This window comes from Pacificibacter marinus, assembly GCF_018860665.1.
Lineage (GTDB): Bacteria > Pseudomonadota > Alphaproteobacteria > Rhodobacterales > Rhodobacteraceae > Celeribacter > Celeribacter marinus_A.
Genome location: NZ_JAHKPK010000065.1, coordinates 73552 through 94431, shown reverse-complemented (window position 1 = coordinate 94431; position 20880 = coordinate 73552). Strand labels below are relative to the sequence as shown.

Below are 20880 nucleotides of genomic sequence, written 5' to 3'. Positions count from 1 at the left end.
ATCAAACAACGCCGCTTGCAACATCAGAAACAAGCCGCATAATCAATCACACAAACGAGCCAGAGCCTCCAATACTCAAGCCGCTCTGATGCCCCATTTTATATGACGACGGACAGTCATGAGTAAGCGCGCCAACCCACTGACCGTAAAACAGCCTTAACTTACGATAATTTTGAGGCCGAATGACATTGTTCTCGCCTGCATAGTATACGTCCCAAACTGCCCTGCGATTATGGAGCCGTTATCCTGACAATAAAAAATCACTTTTAACCGACAGAATTTTAGCGCTGGCACGTAGAATTTTGGAAGGCTGGTTACGAAGCCAGTTCAACTGAGATTTGAAGGATTTCTGACTATGGCGACTTTACGCAATCTGGGCCTTATGGCTGTGCTCATGGCATCAACACTTCCCGCCAACGCCCACCACGGCAGCAGTGGGCAGTTCGATACCAGCACGACGATTGAGCTTTCGGGCGAAATTACACGCATCCGTCTCGTGAATCCACATGCCTATGTATATTTCGATTCCACAAATGAGGCCGGAGAAGTGGTCAATCTACGCTGCGAATTGCAATCGGGATCTTTGCTCAAACGCAATGGCTGGACCACGGATATGTTTGAAATCGGCAGTACGATTTCCATCGTAGGGTCGCCGGACCGCACTGACCCGACCACCTGTTACATGAGTCAAGTCACCTTTGAAAATGGCGTTGTCGCGACACGTCACAGCACGTTTGACGACCAAGGCACGATTGAAGCTGAGCAGCGCCAAACAGAGCGCGATGACGGTACACCCAACATTGACGGCAACTGGGCCATGGTACGCGAAGCGGGCGCACCTCCCGGTGGTGGTGGTCGCTCCGAAGTGGTCCTCACCGAAGCAGGGGCTGCCGCAGTTGAGGGGGCGACCTCGGATGACAACCCGCGCTATCAATGTGAAGCCACAAATATCGTGCTGGATTGGTGGTTTGACCAGATGGTGAACACAATTGAGCAAGGCGACGATCAAATCAAAATGACTTACGGGTTTATGGACCTTGAGCGCACGATCTATCTTGATGGCACAGAAATGCCGGACGATTACGTGGCAAATCGCGCTGGGTTTTCAACGGGTGAATGGGCTGATGACACTTTGATCGTGACCACGACAGGATTCGATGAGGGGTGGATCAACGCTCCCATGAGTGATGGAGAAGGCCCCGCTGCGCGTCCTGAAGGCGGCGATGATGATGCAGCAGAACGGCCTGCGCGCCCTGAAGGCGCGCGTGGTGGCCCACCATCTCCTGTGAAAAACAGCCCTGAATTGGTCGTGACTGAAACGTTTACGCTAAACGATGACGGCACCGTTTTGACGCGAAACTATACGTTTGAGGATCCGATCTATCTTGAGGCTCCGATCTCAGGGTCAGACACGGTCACGCTCACCAGTGATGCCTATGAAGACTACGCCTGTGATGACCTGACTGAAGAACGCTCAGAGACTGCAGAGTAATCTATGGGGCCGCACAATCGCGGCCTCAACGCTTTTCATTCAGGAACAGATTAAATTGCCCCGCCTGCCGACGCCGTCTTACGCGGCGGGGCACGATCGTTGACAGAAAGACATGATATGGAAATGCTATTTTGGCTGGAGGATTCAATCGTCGGATTGACGGTCTCCAGCACCCAATGGGGCTATCCCATTGTTCTCTCGCTTCACGCGGTTGGCATGGCGACCCTTGTGGGTGTGGCTTTGATGCTGACAATTCGTGTTTTGGGCTTTGCCCCAAACATCCCCGTGACCTCTATGGCACCCTATTGGCGCGTGGCTCTAGGTGGCTTCATACTGAATTTGTTGTCGGGCAGCGCGCTGTTTTGCGGCAATGCGTCTGAGCTGTTTTTCAACTGGGCGTTCCGTATCAAAATCGTGTTGGTCTTTATCGGTTTGGCGCTCACATGGCGGTTGGTGCAAATCTGCGTCAAACGCACGGATGAGGTTTCGCCCGCGCATCGCAAACTTGCTGCATTGGCAATGGCAACATGGATCGTCGCGATCATTTTTGGCCGTCTCATCGGTTATTGGTCTTAAGGGGAACATGATATGAATACCTTGCTCAACTGGGTCATCGATACCTTGAATTCAACGGCGCTCAGCGGGTTTATCATGACCAACGCCTATCTGTTTCCGTTTTTGGAAATGGCGCATTTCATTGGGCTGTGCCTGCTGTTCGGGTCGCTGATTGTGGTCGATTTGCGTGTGGTTGGTTTTGCCAAATCCGTGCCAATCGCGCGCGTCGATCTGTTTGTGCGCTTTGCCCTGATTGGCTTTGCGATCAATCTGATGTCTGGAGCGCTGTTCGTGGTGGGGGATTCCGATCGCTATCTTGTGAACTATGCGTTTTGGACCAAGATGGGTTTGATCGTTCTTGCTGGCCTGAATACCGCGTATTTCGTGCGTCGGATCAAACCGCAGATGGACCGCGGCGTGACCTCGCAAAATCTGACCAATGGCGCAAAAACCGTGGCTTGGCTGTCGCTGACTTTGTGGACCTGCGTCATCATTTTGGGGCGGTTTATTCCTTATGTCGAAGACCTGTAAATCGAGCGGAGCTTTGTCTTTGTGGATACTGATTGCAGGGCTTTGCATCGCCTCAACAGCTTCGGCTCACGGCGTTGCTGCGCAAGATCAGGGGTTTCTGGCAAGCGCCTCAGGTGTTCACCTCGGCCCATATATTTACTTAGGGGCCAAGCATATGGTCACTGGATACGATCATCTGCTGTATCTGGCTGGCGTGATTTTCTTTTTGGGCAAGCTGCGAGATGTGGTGACATTTGTCAGCCTGTTTGCGTTGGGGCATTCGATCACATTGCTTGCGGGCGTGCTCACAGGCGTGCAGGTGAATCCTTATGTCATTGATGCCATTATCGGATTGTCTGTTTGCTATAAAGCACTTGAAAATCTGCGCCTTATCCGATTTTGCGACCCCAAGATTGCCGTTTTCGGATTCGGGTTGGTGCATGGGTTTGGCCTGTCGAGCAAGCTACAGGATCTTGCGCTGTCCCCAGACGGGTTGATCGCGAATATGCTGGCCTTCAACTTTGGCGTTGAACTGGGCCAAGTGATCGCGCTGACGCTCTTGTTCGGGACCTTGGCCTGGCTGCGCAATCGGCCCCATTTTCCATCCATTTCAACAACTGCGAACGTCGTGTTGTTTGCCGCAGGGCTGACCCTGTTTGGCATGCAAACGGTTGGCTATTTCACCACATAACGGAGACACCATCATGAACCTTACCACGAAACTCACCCTTGGTGCCTTTGCGGGCGGCGCCTTATTGGTTATCGCTGTCTTACCTGCTGAATACGGTATTGACCCAACGGGATTGGGTGAAACGTTCGGTTTGGACGCTTTGTCCACTAAGCCCATTACCATCGCGCAGTTTGATGGCGATCTGTCGTTCAATGTGGGCGATTACGACCCGACAGCAGAACGGATAGACCAATCTGTGCAAGGCCTGATCCATCTTGAAGATGCGCCTTTTCACAGCGAGGTCATCGATATCCAGATCGAGGATTACGGCGAGGTTGAATATAAATTCGTCATGCCCGCCGACACAACATTCGTCTATTCGTGGCAGGTGTTGGAGGCGCAGGGCGATGGCGTCTATTATGATTTCCACGGGCATCCCTCATCTGACGACGCTGTGAATTTTCCCGAAGGGTTTGAAATGGCCTATGCCAGAGGTGAGGGTTTGACCCAAAGCGGCTCTTTCACTGCGCCGTTTGCGGGCTACCACGGGTTCTACTTTATGAATATCGAAGAAGGCCCCATTACGGTACGCCTCTCCATCAGCGGGTATTGGGACGAGAGCAAAGAAATGTACCGCGCCATTAACGGCGAGGTCGTCACCAACGAAGCGTTTTAATCAAAACAAGCGTCACCACTGGGGTGGGATTGTCGTGTCAGCTATGGCTTTTGAGAGCAGGTTTAATTTGCCCAACACTGGCACGACGATCGAAACGCAGCATTGGATTTCGGACCCCATCTCTGTGAATGGGATGTATCGGCTGCGTCATCCAGCAGGTGAGGCTGCTGAGCCTCGGAACATTCCCAAGAGGTCTGTGCAACCGTTCAACACAGGCCTGAAGAACGGTTGCAGTGCCACCTCAGAAATCGCCGAGGTGGCACTGGTTCTGAATTTGAAAACAATTAAGCAGTTATCAAGAAAAGCCAAAACCAATCGGCTATCCGTCTGTTGACTGACCTGTACTCTTGCGCACAGGCGCGTTTCGCAATCTGGCACGTAACGCTTAAGCCACCCGTTGGCCAGCGCTCCATGTTTCGTTTAAAACGGGGGTGCCATCCATGACCGAAAATCGAATAAGGTCAGCGCGTTGATCGATACTGAGTGATCCTCGGTCGGTTAACCCTACAGCTTTGGCAGGATGCGCCGTCACGGTTTTTATTCCGCGCGCCAAGTCCCCCCAAAGCTCGCCAAGTTGAACCGCTGCCATCAATAGGCCAGAGGGCACATAGTCAGACGACAAAATATCCAAACGGTCCAGTTGCGCCAGTTCATAGGCCGCTACATTGCCTGAATGCGACCCGCCGCGAATAAGGTTCGGCGCGCCCATGATGGTTGCGATACCTTGGGCATGGCAGGCGTTTGCAGCTTCAATTGTTGTCGGAAATTCGGCCATAGAAACGCCGTAGCCATGGCTGGTGACAACCTGTTGTGCAGTGGTGTCATCATGGCTGGCCAAGGTCGCGCCAAGCCGCGCAGCGGCCGCCACGGTCGCTGCCTCATGGGACGCGCCCAAACGGTCTTGCAGCCCGTAAAGGAAATCAACGTAGTCTCGGAATTCTTGGTCGCCATAATTGTGCTTGCCACGCACATAGGTTTCAAATTTCGAAATGTCTTTGAACTGACGCTGTCCCGGTGTGTGATCCATCATCGATACAATGCCGATGCGGTCGTCCGCTGTGAATTCAGCCAATTCTTCGACCAAGGTTTCAGAACATATTTCGGCCCGCAGGTGGATGTGATGGCTGATCCTAAGAGTACCTGTGGCACGTATAGCAAGAATTTCATCAGTCACTTGGCGTGCGTATTTGCCGTAGCTTTTGCTGGACCCTGAAATGATCGACCCCACCCGTACCGCGTCAAATACTGTGGTGATGCCAGTGCCCGCAAGCTCGCGATCATGGGCCAAAATCGCGGCGCGATGCGGCCAGTCCACTTTGGGACGCGGGGCCAGATGGCGTTCTAAATTGTCGGTGTGCAATTCGACCATACCGGGGGCCAGATAGTCGCCGCCCAGATCAATCGCACCGGAAGGCACGGCTGAGCCAGTATCGATATCGGTGATGATCCCGTCTTTGACCTGCAAAGAGCCTCGAACGACTTCATCGTTCAAAATAAGATTGGCATTGGCGAAAATGGTATGGTTTGTCATGGCAATGTCACACGGCTTTGGCAGATGGTTGGCTCTGCGGAGGAAAGAAAATGTTTGAACGGTATGCAATTTTTTACACGCCGAGCGGTGATCTGGCCGCTTTTGGCGCGGCTTGGTTGGGGTGGGACAGCGCACAAGGCTGTCGGCTGTCGCACTGCGATGTCGCTGGTGTTGATGTGGCGAAGATCACCGCAACGCCGCGTAAATACGGGCTGCACGCCACGCTGAAAGCGCCGTTTCGATTGGCGGATGGGGCAAGTTTGGATCAAGTGAGCCGCGTTGCCGAAACCTTTGCCAAGGGGCAGGCCGCTTTTGATATAGGCGCGCTTGAGTTGCGCGATGATCGTGGGTTCGTCGCTTTGCGACCTGAGGCCGCCAATGCGACCTTGCAAGGGTTTGCTGCTGCAATTGTCAAAGATTTCGATCACTTGCGTGCACCCTTGACCGAAGCTGATATCGCACGACGTCGCAAAGCATTGTTGAGTGCGCGCCAAGATCAGCAAATGCTGGACTGGGGGTATCCTTTTATCTTTGAGGACTTCCATTTTCATCTGACCTTGAGCGGCAGCTTGCCCAAAGAGGCAGCGACAACGGTTATGACCAAGCTCGCGCCGCTGGTGACGCCCGTCGTTCCGTCCCCGTTCATGATCGATGCGATCACGGTCATGGGGCAGGATTCTGATGGCATGTTTCATCAAATCCACCGCTACGCTTTGACCGGATAAAGGCTGGTCATCACGGCCTGTACAGTGTCGGACAGTGCGCCGCTGTTGTCGATCTCATGGGCGTCTATGCCAGCGGGCAATGTGGCGACGCGATCAAGACGCATTGCGATTTGTTCTGCCGTCTCGCGCCCCCGGGCGGTCAAGCGCTTGGCCAGAACCGCGCGTTTGGCTGTCAAATTGATCACGTCAAACCGGTCAAAGCGCGTTTTGGCTTGGGTCAAAACAGAGCGCGACAGATTGGCCAGCACATCATATCCGTCTTGCAACAAAAGATCGACTTCGGCAGGAATGGCATAATGTAAGCCATGGGCTGGCCAGCTGAGAGCAAAATCACCTGCGGCCTCGCGTGCCAAGAATGCAGCCTCACTCACGCCGTCAAAGTCTTCGCCCCCCGCATCACTGGGGCGGGTGATAACGCGCCGCGCCAGTTTGAACCGCGGATCATGCGCCAGCAAAGCCGCCATAACGCTGTCTTTGCCAACGCCTGACGGCCCGACGATGGCGATAAGGCGTCCGCTCATGCTGCCAATCCCGGGGTGAATTGAGTCACATCCAATTGGCGGTCGCAGATTGCATCGCGCGCCGCATGGTCGTGAAAAATCCCGATGATCGCCGCTCCGCGTGCTTTGGCTTCCGACACCATATCCAGCACAGTTGCGCGGTTGGTCGGATCAAGACTTGCGGTTGGTTCGTCCAGCAACAGGGCAGGGTATTGATAGGCAAAGCCGCGCGCGATGTTGACGCGTTGCTGTTCGCCGCCTGAAAATGTTGTGGGGCTGAGCGCCCAGAGACGTTCAGGGATATTCAAACGCTCCAACAGGCCCTTCGCGTGTTTAATCGCGACATCGCGGTCGGTGCCTGTGGACCACAGTGGTTCGGCCACAACATCCAAAGTCGACACCCTTGGGACGACGCGCAGAAACTGACTGACATAACCAAGCGTGCGGCGGCGCAGCTGAATGATCTCGCGCGGGGCGGCTTTTGCCACATCGACATCGCCAATCATGATCCGACCTGAGGCGGTCAGGTAGTTGCCGTAGATCATGCGCATCAGCGTGGATTTGCCCGCACCTGACTGACCGATCAAGGCCACACATTCGCCAGCGGCCACCTGCAAGGATGCCTCGCGCATCACTGGGATTTCTGCGGCACCTTGGTTGTGCAATACGAAGGACTTTGAAACATTTTCAATATAAATCATTGTGTTACACCTGCAAAACGGAAGAGACTAAAAGTTGTGTATAGGCATGTTGCGGATCGTCTAGCACCTGATCTGTCAGGCCCGATTCAATCACATGACCGTCTTTCATCACCATCAATCTGTCCGCCAATAGGCGCACCACGGCGAGGTCATGCGTGACGATGATCGCGCTGAGGTTCATCTCGCGCACAAGACCGCGCAAGAGATCCAGCAGACGCGCCTGCACCGACACATCCAAGCCGCCAGTGGGTTCATCCATAAACACCAGACGCGGGCCTGTCACCAGATTGCGTGCGATTTGCAACCGCTGCTGCATGCCGCCTGAGAACGCCGTTGGGCGATCATCAATGCGATCTTCTGTGATTTCTACACGCCCCAACCAATCGATGGCCTCAGCGCGGATATCACCATAGTGACGCGCATTCACGGCCATCAAGCGTTCACCAACATTGCCGCCGGCACTGACGTTCATGCGCAACCCGTCGCGGGCATGTTGATGGACAAAGGCCCAATCCGTGCGGCTGAGCATCCGGCGTTCGGGTTCGGACATGGTGATGGTATCGCGCAGCCCGTCAGCACGTGTGTCAAAGCGCACAGCGCCACGATCTGGTGTCAAATGCCCCGCGAGACAGTTCAACAGCGTGGACTTGCCTGAGCCACTTTCGCCCACGATCCCCATGACTTCACCGGGGTAAAGATCAAAGGACACGTCGGTGCAGCCGATCCGCGCGCCGTAGAATTTTGCGATGTTTTCAACTTGCAACAGGGGCGTCATGCTGCGTCCTCCTTAAATGGTACGCCTTGCGCGCCCACATGGCCGTTTTTGCGGCGGCTCGTGCAGTAATCTGTGTCTGAACACATGAACATTCGTCCGCCTGCGTCATCGACGATCAGCTCGTCCAAATAGCTGTCCTCAGCCCCGCACAGATCACAGGCGTGATCGGCTTTGGTCGGCTGGAAGGGATAGTCATCGAAATCAAGACTGACGACCTGTGTGTAAGGCGGGATCGCATAGATGCGCTGCTCGCGCCCTGCGCCAAACAGTTGAATGCCCGCCATTTCCAATTTCGGATTGTCGAATTTCGGAATGGGCGAGGGGTCCATCACATAGCGTCCCTCGACCTTGACCGGATAGGCATAGGCCGTGGCGATATCACCGTGTTGGCTGATGTCTTCGTATAGTTTCACATGCATCAATCCGTATTCTTCGAGACTGTGCATCTTGCGGGTTTCTACCTCGGAGGGTTCCAAGAACCGCAAAGGTTCAGGGATCGGCACTTGATAGACCAAAATCTGATCATCGCGCAGGTCTTGTTCTGGAATACGGTGACGGGTTTGAATGACGCTGGCCTCTTTTGTGGCCTCGGTCACGGCGACGCCTGCGGTCTTTTGGAAAAACCGTCTGATCGAGACCGCATTGGTGGTGTCATCGGCACCTTGATCAATCGCTTTAAATGTGTCGTCAGGCGTCAATATGGCGGCAGAAACCTGTACGCCGCCAGTACCCCAGCCATAAGGCATCGGCATTTCACGGCTGGCAAAGGGCACTTGATACCCAGGGATCGCCAAGCCTTTTAGGATCGCGCGGCGGATCATGCGTTTGGTCTGTTCATCCAGATAGGCAAAGTTGTAATCGCTCATTGGGCGGCCTCCTGTGACATGGCGTCTTGCGCCTCACGACGCAGCTTGCGGATCAGTTCAAGTTCGGATTGGAAATCCACGTAATGCGGCAATTTGATGTGCTCTAAGAACCCTGTCGCTTGGATGTTATCGCTATGATACAGAACGAACTCTTCGTCTTGCGCAGGTGCGCCAAGATTGTCTTCGCCAAGTTCTTTCCAACGCAAGGCACGGTCCACCAAAGCCATCGAAATTGCTTTGCGTTCGGTCATGCCAAAGACCAAGCCATAGCCTCGGGTGAACTGTGGTGGTTCGGTTTTCGACCCCTGAAATTGGTTCACTGTTTCGCATTCTGTCACCGTGATCTCGCCAATATCGATGGCAAATCCCAGTTCAGGAATGTCCATTTCCACCGCAACAGCGCCGATGCGCAGCTCGGCCACAAAGGCGTGGTTGCGCGCATATCCGCGTTGGGTGGAATAGGCCATCCCAAGGATAAATCCTTCATCAGCGCGGGCCAGAGATTGCAACCGCAGCGCACGGCTGGCGGGCAATTCCAAGGGCTTGCGGGTCAAATCATCGGGTGTGGTCTCGCTGGTTTTCTCGGTTTGGATCAGGTTTTCACGATCCAGAAATGACATGATATGCGGCGTTGGCTCGGTCGGAGCCGTCGCTGAAGGCGCCTGAGGCGCTTCGCCATCCGCTGCCAGTTTGAAATCCAAAAGACGGTGGGTGTAATCAAAGGTTGGTCCCAACACTTGCCCCCCCGGCGCATCTTTAAAGGTGGCCGAGACGCGACGATCGCATTGCATATCTTCGGTTTCGATCGGGTTTGAGCCGCCAAACCGAGGCAAAGTGGTGCGATAAGCACGGATCAGGAAAATCGCCTCTATCAAATCGCCACGCGATTGTTTGATCGCAAGGGCGGCCAAGTCAGGATCATAAAGCGACCCTTCGGCCATCACGCGATTGACCGCCAGCGCCATTTGTTCGCGAATTTGCGCGACACTCAGCTCGGCCACATCTGTGTCGCCACGGCGCTCTTCGGCAAGCCAGGCGTGGGCATTATCGATGGCGCGTTCGCCACCTTTGACAGCAACATACATCAGCCAACCCTCGTTGTGCGGGGCAGCGCCGCAAGGCGGTCGCCGCAGGTGAAAATGAAATCTAGGCCCAGCGGGAACAAGGCTGCGTTCGTTTGAAAGGCGTCGGTCTTAGGTAAAGACAGTGCGGTCTGATCCTTGATGCCGGGGCCGCGTAAGACTTCGCCGGTGTTGGACAGGGACTCGCATTCGACAATCAAAGTGGCAGAGCGATCTGGGTATTCCGCGGTGCCAATGGCAAAGGCGGACACAGGCAGGTCTTGCCATGTGCCAACCGCAAAGATCGCCGCCTCAGCCGTCACAAAGGGCGCGCCGGTGTGAAATGTGATCCAATCGCGCAGCTGTTGCGTGTCGTGACTTGGGGCCAAATAGATAGGCGTTTCAGGGTCGCAAAGCGTCAATAAAACCACGCCAGCGGCCTTCGACAAAGGCGCAGGAGGCAATGCACCTTGCAGTGTCGCAATCTGACCCGGGCGGGCCATCGCGGTCATCACAGCACGAAACGCGTGAGACGAGTCAACAGCGTGATTGTCAAAACCGCCTTCTAAAACATGGGCTTGCATCAATCTTCTCCTCTCACCATGGTGAAGAAATCGACCTTGGTCGCGGCGGCTTTGGCGGCACGGGTGGATTTCTTTTGGGTCATTGTCGCTTGAAGTGGGGTGAGAACACCGTCACGCACGCGCGCGGCGGCATCGGTTTGCATCAACGCATCAATCAGCGCCGCTTGCAGTGCATGGTTCTTGTCGCGCCCTTGCACATAGCCATGGCCGACTGTGCCATCCTCAAGTTTGATCGAGGCGCGGGTGACGGTGATTTCGCCCAAATTGAACGCTTCGCCAATGGCGCCAGCGCGGCCACGCACCATGACGCCGCCGATTTCAGGGGCACGCAAGATTTGGTGCGGAGCCTTTAGATCAAGGGCGGCCCAAAGTTGGGCGAGATCGCGGGCCGGCGCTTTGGCCAGCAGTCCCAGCCAAGCCTTGCGAGCTGCGTTTGGGTCGGTCATGACATTCATCTAGACACCTTTTGAGATATACTATACAACTATACAAATACTACCGAAGTGCCCCGTTCATTCCAATCCCCTTTACTGTGAAGTTTTAGTGACATGCCGCCACGCACCCCGATCTGGAAAGCCATCGCAGCCTCGCTGCGCAACGATATCGCCGAAGGTGTTTATGCGAGAGGGCATAAGCTTCCGACGGAAACAGCTTTGGCGGCGCGCTTTGGCGTCAACCGTCACACCGTGCGTCATGCGATGTCGGCATTGGCAGACGAGGGGCTTATCTATACGCGGCGCGGATCGGGCGTGTTTGTGCAAACGACACCCACCGACTATCCCATCGGGCCAAGGGTGCGATATCACCAAAACCTGAAAGCCGCAGGGCGTACCCCCGCCAAAACCGTGTTGTCCCGAGAAACACGTCCCGCCAATGCAGCAGAGCGCGCAGCGCTTGAGTTGGGCGAGGGGGCCTTGGTGCATGTCTACGAGGGGCTGTCACTGTCCGACAATCAAGCCATTGCCTTGTTTCGCAGTGTGTTTCCCGCCGAGCGCTTTCCTGAGTTGTTGAGCTTTCTGACGGATAACTCATCTGTCACCGCGGCCCTCGCGCAGTTTGGCGTTATGGATTACACGCGGGCTTCGACGCGGATAAATGCCAAACTTGCAACAGCGACGCAGGCCTTGCATTTGCAAATTTCAGAACACGCGCCGATCCTGCGCACCATCAGCGTGAATGTTGATACTGATGGCGTGCCGATTGAGGTGGGGCGCACATGGTTTGCGGGCGATAAGGTGACATTGACCTTGGCCGATACATAGCCGTCGACGTTGAACGTGCCGTTATTCGTAGCGTTCTAAAAACGCTTCAGCGCTGAGGGTGCGAAAATCTTCGAGGGCGCGCCGCAAGGCGTCATGCGACCAATCCCACCACGCCAGCGCGATCATACGCGCGGCAATATCATCTGAAAATCGAGGACGCATCGGTGTGGCGGGCAGGCCTGCGACAATCATATAGGGGGGCACGTCTTTGGTGACTATCGCGCCACCTGCCACAACCGCGCCATGGCCGATGGTGACACCAGGGCGCACTTGCGCGCCGTGGCCAAGCCAAGTGTCATGGCCTATTGTTGTGCGGCGCGACCGCCTGTGTTCGAACCACGCCTCGTCGTGGCCTGTATCGTCAAAGTAATCTGCAGACCGGTAGTGAAAATGGTGCAAGCTGGCCTTGTCCATCGGGTGATCCGTGGCACCAACGCGCACGAAAGCGGCGATGTTTGAAAATTTACCCACAGAGGTATTGGCGATGTCCGCAAAACGGTCGCAATAGGAATAATCATCCAAGCTTGAATGCGCCAAACGGCTGCCGCGTCCGATTTCTACGAAGGCGCCGAATGTGCTGTCATGGATGTCGGAGTCAGGATGAATGAACGGTGTGTTCGCGCTTAAACGTGCCATGTTAAAATGCTCTCTCTTCGCCTGTCCATTTGAAGAACTTTCCAGTCTGCTCTAGGCTTATCGTCTGAGCCACGTCGATGATACCTTGCGCCACCTCTTGGGGGCTGAACTCGGCGTCATCCCCTCCCATCTCTGTGCGGACCCAGCCCGGATCAATCAGGCCAACTGTGATGCCTTGCGCATATAAATCCGTCGCCAGTCCCTGCATCACTTTGTTCACCGCTGTTTTGGAAGCGCGATAGGCGATGCGATCAGACTTAGCGTAGCCCATCCATGCCATTTGGCTGGACATGGTGAGAATACGCGGCTGTTGGCTTTGACGTAGCAGCGGCAGGCAGGCGTTGCTGACACTCAACGGACCGGCCACATTCACCGCGAATGTCTCTGCCATGCCCGTGAAATCCATGTCAGTCGTGGATTGCCGCTTTGGTCCAATGATACCAGCGTTGTTGATCAACAGATCTATTGGCTGGTCAAGTGCGGCGATTGATCTGCGCACATCTTCGGGGGCGCGCAGGTCAAAGCAAATATCGCCACCTTGGCCTGCGCGCGTTGCTCGAATGACAGTCATGCCCTTGGCCTCAGCTGCGGTTGCAAGAGCGGCCCCAATGCCGCGATTGGCCCCCGTGATCAAAGCCGTTGGCATTAGTGACCGCCCTCATCGCCTTTGATCAACTTGTTACGCAACCAACCGGAGAGACTGTCCATCGACATCACCAGCAAGATGATCAGAACGATGTAGTAGCTCACTTCTTCCCAGTCTTTTTGTGTGGCAATCGCTTGGGTCAACAACAATCCGATACCGCCACCGGTGATCGCGCCGATGATTGTGGCCGAGCGTGTGTTGGATTCGAAATAGTAGAGCACTTGTGACAACAGCACCGGCGTGATCTGTGGGATGACCCCGAAACGGTAGCGCTGCAAAGGTTTCGCACCGGTTGAGGAAATGCCTTCGATCTGTTTCTCATCGACGTTTTCAAGCGCTTCTGAGAACATCTTGCCGAATGATCCTGTGTCCGTCAGCAAAATCGCCAAAGACCCTGTGAGGGGGCCGGGGCCAAAGGCACGGCTGAGGATGATGGTCCAGATCAATCCGTCTACGCCGCGCAAGAAGTCAAACACGCGACGCGCGGCAAACCGCAGGCTGCCCAGAGGGGTAAAGTTTTTTGCGGCTAAAAAGCCAAGGGGCAGGGCAATGATGGCCGCACCAAACGTCCCAAGGAAGGCCATCAAAACTGTTTCGACCAAGGCCCAAGCCACATCGCCGTGACGCCACATTTTATTGGTCCAAAAATCATTGGCGATGGCGCCCGCTTCGCCCGAAAAGGCATGGCTGGCCAATGTCGCAATCCCCATACCGTGATAAGGGCTATCGAGAGTGAAAAAGAACAACTCCCAACCATAGGCATATTTGAAAACTTCCGAACGGTTGCGTGTGACGCTCAGGCGGCCTGCGTCTGTTGTGATCGCTACACGGTTTTTGGAGGCGCTGATCCAGTCGGGCAGGTCGCCCGCAGGAAATGTTGCATTGACGCCGGTTCTGCCCGGTGTGGCGGTAAATGTGCCATAATCAGGAATTTCAAACCGTACAGTTTCGCCCAAAGTCACAAGATACCCGTCGCCCAGATCAACCAAAGTATCCGCTGTTTGATCGGCCCCAAGCGTGACCCATTCGGGGGCTATGCCGTCGGGGTATGTGCCTTTGCGTTCGCCTTCGATGGACACAGAGGTCTCGCCGTTGCGATTGTCGAGCGTCACATGGGTTTTGTAACTATAGGCATCGCTCACCAAGGTTTTCGCGTTTTGTAGGTTTACACGTTCACCAAGACCCAGAATATCAAAAGAAAAAAGCGTGTAGCCCAGATAAAATATGATGACCAATGGCCAAGCAATTGCGATCACGCGCTTGCGTTGAAATATTGGCAGAACTTGGGTGTGAATATCGGTGGTGCTGGCGGTCATGACTCGACCCTCCGCTGTGATGATTTGCCGTGTGTCAACCGGTCACGCGCCCAGCTTGACACTTGATCGACGACGACAATGGTGATGAACAACAACAAGAAAATGGCAGCGGCTTCGTCAAATTTACCTTGGCCCCAAGACATAGTGTTGCGCAGGTCATAGCCGATGCCGCCTGCACCAACAAAGCCCAGAATGGCTGAGGCACGGATGTTGATTTCAAAGCGCAGCAGCGCATAGCTAATATAGTTCGGGGCCACTTGCGGTATCACGCCAAGCCACATGCGCTGGGTCCAGCTTGCCCCAACTGATGCGAGCCCTTCGACAGGCTTGAGCGATGCGTTTTCATTGACTTCGGAAAACAGTTTTCCCAATGCGCCAACGGTGTGCAATGCAATCGCGAGCATCGCAGGAATAGGGCCGCCGCCGAGCATGAAAATCAGCACCAATGCGACAACAATTTCAGGGACAGCGCGCAAGACATCCAAGACGCGGCGCAGCGGGCCGATCAACCACGGAAAAGGGGCCAAGCCGCGGGTCACCAGCAGCGAGGCCATCAGACCGCCAATTGCGCCAAAGAGGGTCGCAGCCCCTGCGATGTTGATTGTCTCAATCAACGAAGGAAAGTATTTAACGAAATAGCCGGGCAAATAAGCGACGCGCGCGATGGCTTCGCTTGCGACATCGGCAGGAAAATCTAAAGCATTGGGCAAACCATCCCAGAAACCGCCTGCGTTGCGATCGTTTGCGGTCATGAAACCGGCAACCAAAAGTGCCACAAACAGGATCAGCAATATGCCATTCAACCCCCGTTTTCGGCGTGCTTGCGCCATATAATGCGTTTGGATTTCGCTGATATCTGTCATCTTTTTTCCTCTAAAAAAAGCAGGCCCTGAACCTTCAGGGCCTGCTTTCTATGTCAAAGTAACTGGGATCAGTTGTTTTTAGCCAAACGTGCCGCGATGATAGACAGGTAAGCGTCGTGACCGATTGGGAAGAAGCCAGCTGTTTCGCCTGCTGCAACGCTGTAGGCACAATCTGGGTCATTTTCGTGCAATGAACCAACAACTTCGGTCATTTTTTCTTTTACATCAGCAGGCAAAGTCGAACGCAGAACGATTGGACCTTCTGGGATCGTTTTAGAGCGCCAGATTTCAACCAGATCGTTCATGTCTACGAGACCCGCATCAACCGCTTTGCGCAACGCGCCAGAGTTGTAGCCGTCTTCCCATTCGCCTTGGCCGTCAGCCCAAGTCACACCAGCGTCGATATCGCCGTTGTTCACAGCAACGATTGTTTGCTCATGGCCGCCGGTGAACTTAACTTCGCCAAAGTAATCGCCAGATTCCATTGTGATTTCATCGCTGGACTGGGGGATCTCGATGGAGGGGATCAAGTAACCGGATGTAGAGTTCGGATCGCCAAAGCCAAAGACTTTACCCTTCATGTCTTCCAAAGATGTGATGCCGCTGTCTGCGCGTGCAAAACCGATGGAGTGGTAGCCGAATGAGCCATCAAGGTTGGTTTTGACCAAGATGGGTTCAACAACGTCTTCGTCAGCCAAGTATACAGCCGCATAAGCAGATGCGCCGAGCCACGCCATGTCGATTGTGCCGCCGAGCAAGCCTTGGATCACGCCGTTGTAGTCAGCTGGCGCAAACAATTTTGTCGGAACGCCCAAAGCTTCAGTCGCGTAGTCAGCCAAGCACTGGTTGCTGTTCATGCGGTCTTGTGCGTTTTCACCGCCCAAGATGCCGATGCGGAATTCTGTGATCTCTTGAGCAAAAGCTGAACCAGAGATGGCTGTTGTCATAAGTGCAAGTGCGATGATCTTTTTCATCTGAAGTCTCTCTTTGGTTGAAACAGCCCCGCCATGCGAGGCAGAAGGGGAAAAATTATAGGGCCGCAACGTCATCTATTAGAGTTTGTGCCGCCGTGGTCGTTTCAATCTGGGTCGACGTTGTCGCCTCAGAAAAACTTGCATCAGCACCGTAGATTTCACGTGCCATGCTTGTCGTCAGTTGGTCTGGCGTGCCGTCAAACACGATACGTCCAGCGCGCATCCCGATCACGCGGTCACAATAGCGACGCGCTGTATCAAGGGTGTGAAGGTTGGCGATGACCATCCGCCCGTCTTGTTCATGAATGTCGCGCAAGGATTGCATCACAACTTGCGCGTTCATCGGATCAAGCGAGGCGATGGGTTCATCGGCCAGAATAATTTTAGGATCTTGCATCAAGGCACGCGCGATGGCGACGCGCTGTTGCTGCCCGCCAGACAGGGCTTCGGCGCGCTTGGGGGCGTGTTCTGCGATGCCCAAGCGATCCAGAATGGAAATGGCCTGATGGATGTCTGCATCTGGGTACAGGTTGAACATCGTCGACAGTGTCGAGCGACGGTTCAACGTGCCGTGCAAGACGTTGGACACAACATCCATACGCGGCACCAGATTAAACTGTTGAAAGATCATCGCGCATTGAGATTGCCAGTTGCGCTTGGCCGTGCCGCGCAGGGCTGTTACATTAAGACCCTCAAAGGTGATCTCGCCCGATGTCGCATCATTGAGGCGATTCAGGATGCGCAGCAAGGTGGATTTACCCGCGCCAGAGCGCCCGATAATACCAATCATCATCGGTTTTTCGACAACAAAGCTTGCCGCATGGACGGCGGTATTGGCGCCAAAAGATTTCGTTACAGATTTAAAACGCAGCATCACGTACTCCCGTGTTAGGGGGATCGATACGCATGGCGTGTTTAATAATTGTGTGGGTTTAATGAAGCTTTTGTAACCACCCAAGGTGACGCTAGGGCGTCAGAGGTCAAAGAGTGCGAAGGCGGGAAAGATCACACATGTATATACGGGGATTTTGTGATTTGGAGGCATAGAGATTTAGGGGCGAAAAGAATAAAGCCAAACCATCTTTAAAGGATGGTCTGGCTTTGACTGTCTATGTTTTGTTTTTGTGTGCGCAAAACTTTGAGCGCACAAGTGATCTTGGCCTTTAGTCTTCAAGCTCGTAGACAAGGAAGCCGCTTGAATCATCACCTGTGCCGTAGAGTTCAGAACCGGTGATGTCGTAAATAACTGTGTCGCCATCTGTGGTCACATCTACGTTGCCTTCAATAAGACCACCTGCCGCCACATCGCCTAGCTCGCCTACGCCGTCAACGTCGCCGATGCCTGAAGTGTCATAGAAGTTCCCGTAAAGATCGACGTCGAGACGATATGTGGCGCCGCCTGATGCAGCCGTTTCATTGTCGGTTAATGTACCTGCGCCAGAGGCTTCTAGCTGCCATTGGTCTGTATTGGTGCTGTCGTAAAAACCGCCAGTTGGGTCCAAATCAAGTGACCCCGTAAAATTTACACTGCCATCCAGTTCGGTGACATTGCTTTCATCTGTGCCATCTTCGTCCAAAAAATTGTTTGTTAATGACCCTGAAACGGTTGCCGTATCAAAGTCGACATTCATGGTCATATCTCCGACTAATGCCGTTCCGAACGACTCAGTTGAATTGATCGCATAGGTGCCTTGAAGGCTTGCTGTACTATTTTCTGGGGCTTCGGCCAGCGCTGTTGTCGTATCCAATTCATCCAAAACTGAGATCGCATCATTACGATTTGCGACATACTCATTGTAACTCGCTTGGTCTCCTGCGCTGCTACCGGAGTTCACAGTGCCTGTTGAAACATCACATGCGCTTAAAAAAGATACGGAGAGAACCAGAGAATATAAAAAAGTGTGTTTCATGCTACGCCTCGTTGGGTATGGAACGTGGCACCTTCAAAATAAAAGACAGCCACGACTTAGTACCAAATTTTTAATACTTTCGTTTTGGGTCGTTTAGCAGTTTTGGGGCGGCGATGGGACTCAAATCGTCTGGCGTTTTTTGCCAAATGGCGACTGTGCCCTGCTTTCAACACTTCGACAAATGACCTTCAGTCGTCGTGTTCCGCCCAGATCCTATGGAATCGTCTTGCATGCGCGCAGCTGACCCCCTAGAAGAACCCCTGATTTATAGGGCTGCCTTTGGGGGCGGTCTAACGATGACGTAAAGTCTAGACGTATAATAAAGGACGCCAACATGCAGGTCACCGAGACCCTCAACGAAGGTCTGAAGCGCGGCTATCAGATCACTATCACTGCAGCTCAGCTTGACGAAAAAGTAAACGCCAAGCTCAAAGACGCGCAGCCAGAAATCGAAATGAAGGGTTTCCGCAAAGGCAAAGTGCCTATGGCGATGCTCAAAAAGCAATTCGGTCCCAAAGTTCTTGGCGAAGCGATGCAGGAATCTGTTGATGCGGCGATGACATCTCACTTCGAGACATCCGGCGATCGCCCAGCAGGCCAGCCTGATGTGAAAATGGATGGCGGCGAAGATTGGAAAGAGGGCGACGATGTTGTCGTCAACGTGACTTACGAAGCGCTTCCTGACATTCCAGACGCTGACTTGTCTGACGTGAAACTTGAAAAGCTCGTTGTGAAAGCCTCTGAGGCTGAAGTGAATGAGGCTCTTGAGAACCTCGCGAAAACTGCGCAAAACTTTGAAACCAAAGACGGTGCAGCGGAAGACGGCGACCAAGTTGTCTTTGACTTCTTGGGCAAAGTTGACGGTGAAGCTTTTGATGGCGGCGCCGCAGAAGATTACCCACTTGTTCTTGGCTCAGGCTCTTTCATCCCTGGCTTTGAAGAGCAACTTGTTGGCGTAAAAGCGGGCGAAGAGAAAAACGTCGAAGTCACATTCCCTGAGGAATATGGCGCAGAAAACCTTGCGGGCAAGGCTGCTGTTTTTGAATGCAAAATCAAAGACGTAAAAGCTCCTGCCGATGCTGCTATCGATGACGAATTGGCCAAAAAATTCGGCTCAGAAGATTTGGCCGCTTTGACAGCTCAAGTGACTGAACGCCTTGAGGGCGAATACGCTGGCGCGTCTCGCGCGATCATGAAACGTGCTTTGCTTGACCAGCTCGACGGCAAAGTCTCCTTCGAATTGCCACCTTCACTTGTTGAAGCCGAAGCAAACCAAATCGCGCATCAGCTGTGGCACGAAGAAAACCCAGAAGTCGAAGGCCACGATCACCCAGAGATCGAAACAACTGAAGAGCACACTTCTTTGGCTGAACGCCGCGTGCGCCTTGGTTTGTTGTTGGCTGACATGGGCCAAAAGCAAAAGATCGAGGTCACCGATGCTGAACTGACACAAGCGGTTATGACCCAAGCGCGTCAGTACCCAGGTCAAGAGCGTCAGTTCTTTGAATTCGTTCAACAAAACCCACAAATGCGTCAGCAACTTCAAGCGCCAATCTTTGAAGACAAAGTTGTCGACTGGATCGCTGAAAACGCTGATGTGACCGAAAAAGAAGTCTCTAAAGAAGACTTGGAAAAAGCCGTCGAAGCCCTCGACGCTGAGTAACTGCGAGCCGTGGCGGCCATTTTAGGCCCCATGCTCATAGGTTAGATATTGAGGCCGCACCTAGTGATAGGGGCGGCCTTTGTGATTTTTAGATCGAGACAGTTGATGCGACTTTTTAGTCTATGTTTGATGGTTGCGCCCGTGGCGGCCAGTGCGATTTCGCCCGAATGGACGGCTGAAAAATGCGACCGTTACACACGCGCGTGGCATATGGCGACGGATGGTCTGGCGACAGGCGCTCTGTCTGACAGGTTTATCGCAGACCATGACGCGTTTTTAGACTCGGGCTGCACTATTCGCGGCGCGGTTTGTCCGATGACCACGTCAGAATATGACTTGGCCAATATGTTATCGCTTATGGCAGTCGCTGAGGGTGCGACCGGATCGTTTCTGCCGTTCCATTGTACGCCAACGCCCGTGTTGCAAGATTAGCTGCGCAAACCCGTCTCATACAACAGCCCCAAACGCTTGGCCTCGTAGTAATAGCCACGTGCGTACCATTTCATCGCATCGTCAATGTCGCCGTCAGACACCAAGTAAGCGCCTTTCAGATATTTGCCTGCGTATTTCAGGTTCACATCTGCATCCAGTAATTCGCTTGCTGGGCCGCGGTGTCCCATGGTGCGGGCTGTTTGTGGCAGGATCTGTAACAACCCGTAATAAGGCCCGTTGCGCGCCCAAGGGCGGTGCGTGCTTTCGCGCACGGCTTGACGGTGGATCAATTCGCGCGGGATTTCATAAAAATCAGCCCATTTGTTGATCAGTGCGCGCAATTCCGGTGTTTCATTGGGGAACAACGGTGGATTATAGTCCCGTCGCGATGTTGTGGCTTCTTTGCGGCCACATGCCGCTAAGGGCAGGGCGGCGACAGATAATATAACAGTGCGTCGGGATATGCGCATCGATGGGCTCCTGATGAATCTTGTTGATTTTGGACCAGCTGCGCGCGAGGGAAAAGCAAAGA

25 protein-coding genes are annotated in these 20880 nt (G+C 53.9%); 9 read left to right on the top strand and 16 right to left on the bottom strand.

The genetic code is table 11. The features are described from left to right. Positions 1–355 precede the first annotated feature (355 nt). From KO497_RS19035 to KO497_RS19015, 5 genes are all read left to right on the top strand, one after another. Positions 356–1492 carry a DUF6152 family protein gene (locus tag KO497_RS19035; protein WP_215945542.1) on the top strand — a complete coding sequence of 379 codons (1137 nt, stop codon included), beginning with the start codon at positions 356–358 and terminating at the stop codon, positions 1490–1492. 117 nt (positions 1493–1609) lie between these two features. Beyond that, positions 1610–2068, top strand: coding sequence for a hypothetical protein (locus KO497_RS19030; protein WP_215945541.1), 459 nt, complete (start codon positions 1610–1612; stop codon positions 2066–2068). Between the two features lie 12 nt (positions 2069–2080). Beyond that, a complete protein-coding gene (locus KO497_RS19025) occupies positions 2081–2578 on the top strand; it encodes a DUF6644 family protein (RefSeq protein ID WP_215945540.1) in 498 nt (165 codons plus the stop codon). A gap of 19 nt (positions 2579–2597) precedes the next feature. Then, positions 2598–3248 carry a HupE/UreJ family protein gene (locus tag KO497_RS19020; protein ID WP_252729795.1) on the top strand — a complete coding sequence of 217 codons (651 nt, stop codon included), beginning with the start codon at positions 2598–2600 and terminating at the stop codon, positions 3246–3248. Between the two features lie 13 nt (positions 3249–3261). After that, the gene (locus KO497_RS19015) at positions 3262–3903 is read left to right on the top strand and encodes a hypothetical protein (protein WP_215945538.1); all 642 of its coding nucleotides are present in this window, start codon (positions 3262–3264) and stop codon (positions 3901–3903) included. A gap of 385 nt (positions 3904–4288) precedes the next feature. On the opposite strand, the gene KO497_RS19010 is transcribed toward KO497_RS19015, so the two are convergent. Continuing rightward, positions 4289–5434 carry an alpha-D-ribose 1-methylphosphonate 5-triphosphate diphosphatase gene (locus tag KO497_RS19010; protein ID WP_215945537.1) on the bottom strand — a complete coding sequence of 382 codons (1146 nt, stop codon included), beginning with the start codon at positions 5432–5434 and terminating at the stop codon, positions 4289–4291. A 50-nt stretch (positions 5435–5484) separates the two neighbouring features. On the opposite strand from KO497_RS19010, the gene KO497_RS19005 reads away from it, so the two are divergent. Then, positions 5485–6159: a DUF1045 domain-containing protein gene (locus tag KO497_RS19005; protein WP_215945536.1), complete on the top strand. Its 675-nt coding sequence runs from the start codon at positions 5485–5487 to the stop codon at positions 6157–6159. On the opposite strand, the gene phnN is transcribed toward KO497_RS19005, so the two are convergent. The 7 genes from phnN to phnG are packed head-to-tail and all read right to left on the bottom strand — an operon-like array spanning position 6141 to position 11101. After that, on the bottom strand, positions 6141–6680 hold the full coding sequence (gene phnN, locus KO497_RS19000; RefSeq protein ID WP_215945535.1) for a phosphonate metabolism protein/1,5-bisphosphokinase (PRPP-forming) PhnN: 540 nt from the start codon (positions 6678–6680) through the stop codon (positions 6141–6143). The genes KO497_RS19005 and phnN overlap by 19 nt on opposite strands. Beyond that, entirely contained in the window at positions 6677–7360 is a 684-nt protein-coding gene (gene phnL, locus KO497_RS18995; protein WP_215945534.1) for a phosphonate C-P lyase system protein PhnL, read from the bottom strand. The genes phnN and phnL overlap by 4 nt, the downstream gene beginning before the upstream one ends. Positions 7361–7364: 4 nt before the next feature. Next, a complete protein-coding gene (gene phnK, locus KO497_RS18990; protein ID WP_215945533.1) occupies positions 7365–8135 on the bottom strand; it encodes a phosphonate C-P lyase system protein PhnK in 771 nt (256 codons plus the stop codon). Continuing rightward, on the bottom strand, positions 8132–9001 hold the full coding sequence (locus tag KO497_RS18985; protein WP_215945532.1) for an alpha-D-ribose 1-methylphosphonate 5-phosphate C-P-lyase PhnJ: 870 nt from the start codon (positions 8999–9001) through the stop codon (positions 8132–8134). The genes phnK and KO497_RS18985 overlap by 4 nt, the downstream gene beginning before the upstream one ends. Next, complete coding sequence (locus KO497_RS18980) at positions 8998–10086, bottom strand: carbon-phosphorus lyase complex subunit PhnI (RefSeq protein ID WP_215945531.1); 1089 nt, start codon at positions 10084–10086, stop codon at positions 8998–9000. The genes KO497_RS18985 and KO497_RS18980 overlap by 4 nt, the downstream gene beginning before the upstream one ends. Continuing rightward, complete coding sequence (phnH, locus tag KO497_RS18975) at positions 10086–10646, bottom strand: phosphonate C-P lyase system protein PhnH (RefSeq protein ID WP_215945530.1); 561 nt, start codon at positions 10644–10646, stop codon at positions 10086–10088. Before phnH ends, KO497_RS18980 begins: the two co-directional genes overlap by 1 nt. Next, entirely contained in the window at positions 10646–11101 is a 456-nt protein-coding gene (phnG, locus tag KO497_RS18970) for a phosphonate C-P lyase system protein PhnG (RefSeq protein WP_215945529.1), read from the bottom strand. The genes phnH and phnG overlap by 1 nt, the downstream gene beginning before the upstream one ends. A 93-nt stretch (positions 11102–11194) precedes the next feature. Here phnG and phnF point away from each other — a divergent pair, with 93 nt between their 5' ends. Then, positions 11195–11908, top strand: a complete 714-nt coding sequence (gene phnF / locus KO497_RS18965) for a phosphonate metabolism transcriptional regulator PhnF (RefSeq protein WP_215945528.1) — start codon at positions 11195–11197, stop codon at positions 11906–11908. Between the two features lie 21 nt (positions 11909–11929). Here the strand turns inward: phnF and KO497_RS18960 are convergent, their stop codons facing one another. From KO497_RS18960 to KO497_RS18930, 7 genes are all read right to left on the bottom strand, one after another. Then, positions 11930–12544, bottom strand: coding sequence for a chloramphenicol acetyltransferase (locus KO497_RS18960; protein ID WP_215945527.1), 615 nt, complete (start codon positions 12542–12544; stop codon positions 11930–11932). A gap of 1 nt (position 12545) precedes the next feature. Then, entirely contained in the window at positions 12546–13190 is a 645-nt protein-coding gene (locus KO497_RS18955) for an SDR family NAD(P)-dependent oxidoreductase (protein WP_215945526.1), read from the bottom strand. Continuing rightward, a complete protein-coding gene (gene phnE, locus KO497_RS18950; RefSeq protein ID WP_215945525.1) occupies positions 13190–14506 on the bottom strand; it encodes a phosphonate ABC transporter, permease protein PhnE in 1317 nt (438 codons plus the stop codon). Before phnE (KO497_RS18950) ends, KO497_RS18955 begins: the two co-directional genes overlap by 1 nt. Then, complete coding sequence (phnE, locus tag KO497_RS18945) at positions 14503–15369, bottom strand: phosphonate ABC transporter, permease protein PhnE (RefSeq protein ID WP_215945524.1); 867 nt, start codon at positions 15367–15369, stop codon at positions 14503–14505. Before phnE (KO497_RS18945) ends, phnE (KO497_RS18950) begins: the two co-directional genes overlap by 4 nt. Before the next feature lie 68 nt (positions 15370–15437). Then, the gene (gene phnD / locus KO497_RS18940; protein WP_215945523.1) at positions 15438–16343 is read right to left on the bottom strand and encodes a phosphonate ABC transporter substrate-binding protein; all 906 of its coding nucleotides are present in this window, start codon (positions 16341–16343) and stop codon (positions 15438–15440) included. 55 nt (positions 16344–16398) lie between these two features. Continuing rightward, positions 16399–17217, bottom strand: coding sequence for a phosphonate ABC transporter ATP-binding protein (phnC, locus tag KO497_RS18935; protein ID WP_215945522.1), 819 nt, complete (start codon positions 17215–17217; stop codon positions 16399–16401). A gap of 289 nt (positions 17218–17506) precedes the next feature. Next, complete coding sequence (locus KO497_RS18930; protein ID WP_215945521.1) at positions 17507–18253, bottom strand: hypothetical protein; 747 nt, start codon at positions 18251–18253, stop codon at positions 17507–17509. A 334-nt stretch (positions 18254–18587) separates the two neighbouring features. On the opposite strand from KO497_RS18930, the gene tig reads away from it, so the two are divergent. After that, a complete protein-coding gene (tig, locus tag KO497_RS18925; protein ID WP_215945520.1) occupies positions 18588–19916 on the top strand; it encodes a trigger factor in 1329 nt (442 codons plus the stop codon). Between the two features lie 105 nt (positions 19917–20021). Then, positions 20022–20348: a hypothetical protein gene (locus KO497_RS18920; protein WP_215945519.1), complete on the top strand. Its 327-nt coding sequence runs from the start codon at positions 20022–20024 to the stop codon at positions 20346–20348. Here KO497_RS18920 and KO497_RS18915 read toward each other — a convergent pair. Further along, on the bottom strand, positions 20345–20818 hold the full coding sequence (locus KO497_RS18915; protein WP_215945518.1) for a lytic transglycosylase domain-containing protein: 474 nt from the start codon (positions 20816–20818) through the stop codon (positions 20345–20347). The genes KO497_RS18920 and KO497_RS18915 overlap by 4 nt on opposite strands. Positions 20819–20880 lie beyond the last annotated feature (62 nt).

Coding starts and splice junctions, on each gene's coding strand:
- KO497_RS19035 (WP_215945542.1), top strand. CDS start 356: ATGGCGACTTTACGCAATCTGGGCCTTATGGCTGTGCTCATGGCATCA.
- KO497_RS19030 (WP_215945541.1), top strand. CDS start 1,610: ATGGAAATGCTATTTTGGCTGGAGGATTCAATCGTCGGATTGACGGTC.
- KO497_RS19025 (WP_215945540.1), top strand. CDS start 2,081: ATGAATACCTTGCTCAACTGGGTCATCGATACCTTGAATTCAACGGCG.
- KO497_RS19015 (WP_215945538.1), top strand. CDS start 3,262: ATGAACCTTACCACGAAACTCACCCTTGGTGCCTTTGCGGGCGGCGCC.
- KO497_RS19010 (WP_215945537.1), bottom strand. CDS start 5,434: ATGACAAACCATACCATTTTCGCCAATGCCAATCTTATTTTGAACGAT.
- KO497_RS19005 (WP_215945536.1), top strand. CDS start 5,485: ATGTTTGAACGGTATGCAATTTTTTACACGCCGAGCGGTGATCTGGCC.
- phnN (WP_215945535.1), bottom strand. CDS start 6,680: ATGAGCGGACGCCTTATCGCCATCGTCGGGCCGTCAGGCGTTGGCAAA.
- phnL (WP_215945534.1), bottom strand. CDS start 7,360: ATGATTTATATTGAAAATGTTTCAAAGTCCTTCGTATTGCACAACCAA.
- phnK (WP_215945533.1), bottom strand. CDS start 8,135: ATGACGCCCCTGTTGCAAGTTGAAAACATCGCAAAATTCTACGGCGCG.
- KO497_RS18985 (WP_215945532.1), bottom strand. CDS start 9,001: ATGAGCGATTACAACTTTGCCTATCTGGATGAACAGACCAAACGCATG.
- KO497_RS18980 (WP_215945531.1), bottom strand. CDS start 10,086: ATGTATGTTGCTGTCAAAGGTGGCGAACGCGCCATCGATAATGCCCAC.
- phnH (WP_215945530.1), bottom strand. CDS start 10,646: ATGCAAGCCCATGTTTTAGAAGGCGGTTTTGACAATCACGCTGTTGAC.
- phnG (WP_215945529.1), bottom strand. CDS start 11,101: ATGAATGTCATGACCGACCCAAACGCAGCTCGCAAGGCTTGGCTGGGA.
- phnF (WP_215945528.1), top strand. CDS start 11,195: ATGCCGCCACGCACCCCGATCTGGAAAGCCATCGCAGCCTCGCTGCGC.
- KO497_RS18960 (WP_215945527.1), bottom strand. CDS start 12,544: ATGGCACGTTTAAGCGCGAACACACCGTTCATTCATCCTGACTCCGAC.
- KO497_RS18955 (WP_215945526.1), bottom strand. CDS start 13,190: ATGCCAACGGCTTTGATCACGGGGGCCAATCGCGGCATTGGGGCCGCT.
- phnE (WP_215945525.1), bottom strand. CDS start 14,506: ATGACCGCCAGCACCACCGATATTCACACCCAAGTTCTGCCAATATTT.
- phnE (WP_215945524.1), bottom strand. CDS start 15,369: ATGACAGATATCAGCGAAATCCAAACGCATTATATGGCGCAAGCACGC.
- phnD (WP_215945523.1), bottom strand. CDS start 16,343: ATGAAAAAGATCATCGCACTTGCACTTATGACAACAGCCATCTCTGGT.
- phnC (WP_215945522.1), bottom strand. CDS start 17,217: ATGCTGCGTTTTAAATCTGTAACGAAATCTTTTGGCGCCAATACCGCC.
- KO497_RS18930 (WP_215945521.1), bottom strand. CDS start 18,253: ATGAAACACACTTTTTTATATTCTCTGGTTCTCTCCGTATCTTTTTTA.
- tig (WP_215945520.1), top strand. CDS start 18,588: ATGCAGGTCACCGAGACCCTCAACGAAGGTCTGAAGCGCGGCTATCAG.
- KO497_RS18920 (WP_215945519.1), top strand. CDS start 20,022: ATGCGACTTTTTAGTCTATGTTTGATGGTTGCGCCCGTGGCGGCCAGT.
- KO497_RS18915 (WP_215945518.1), bottom strand. CDS start 20,818: ATGCGCATATCCCGACGCACTGTTATATTATCTGTCGCCGCCCTGCCC.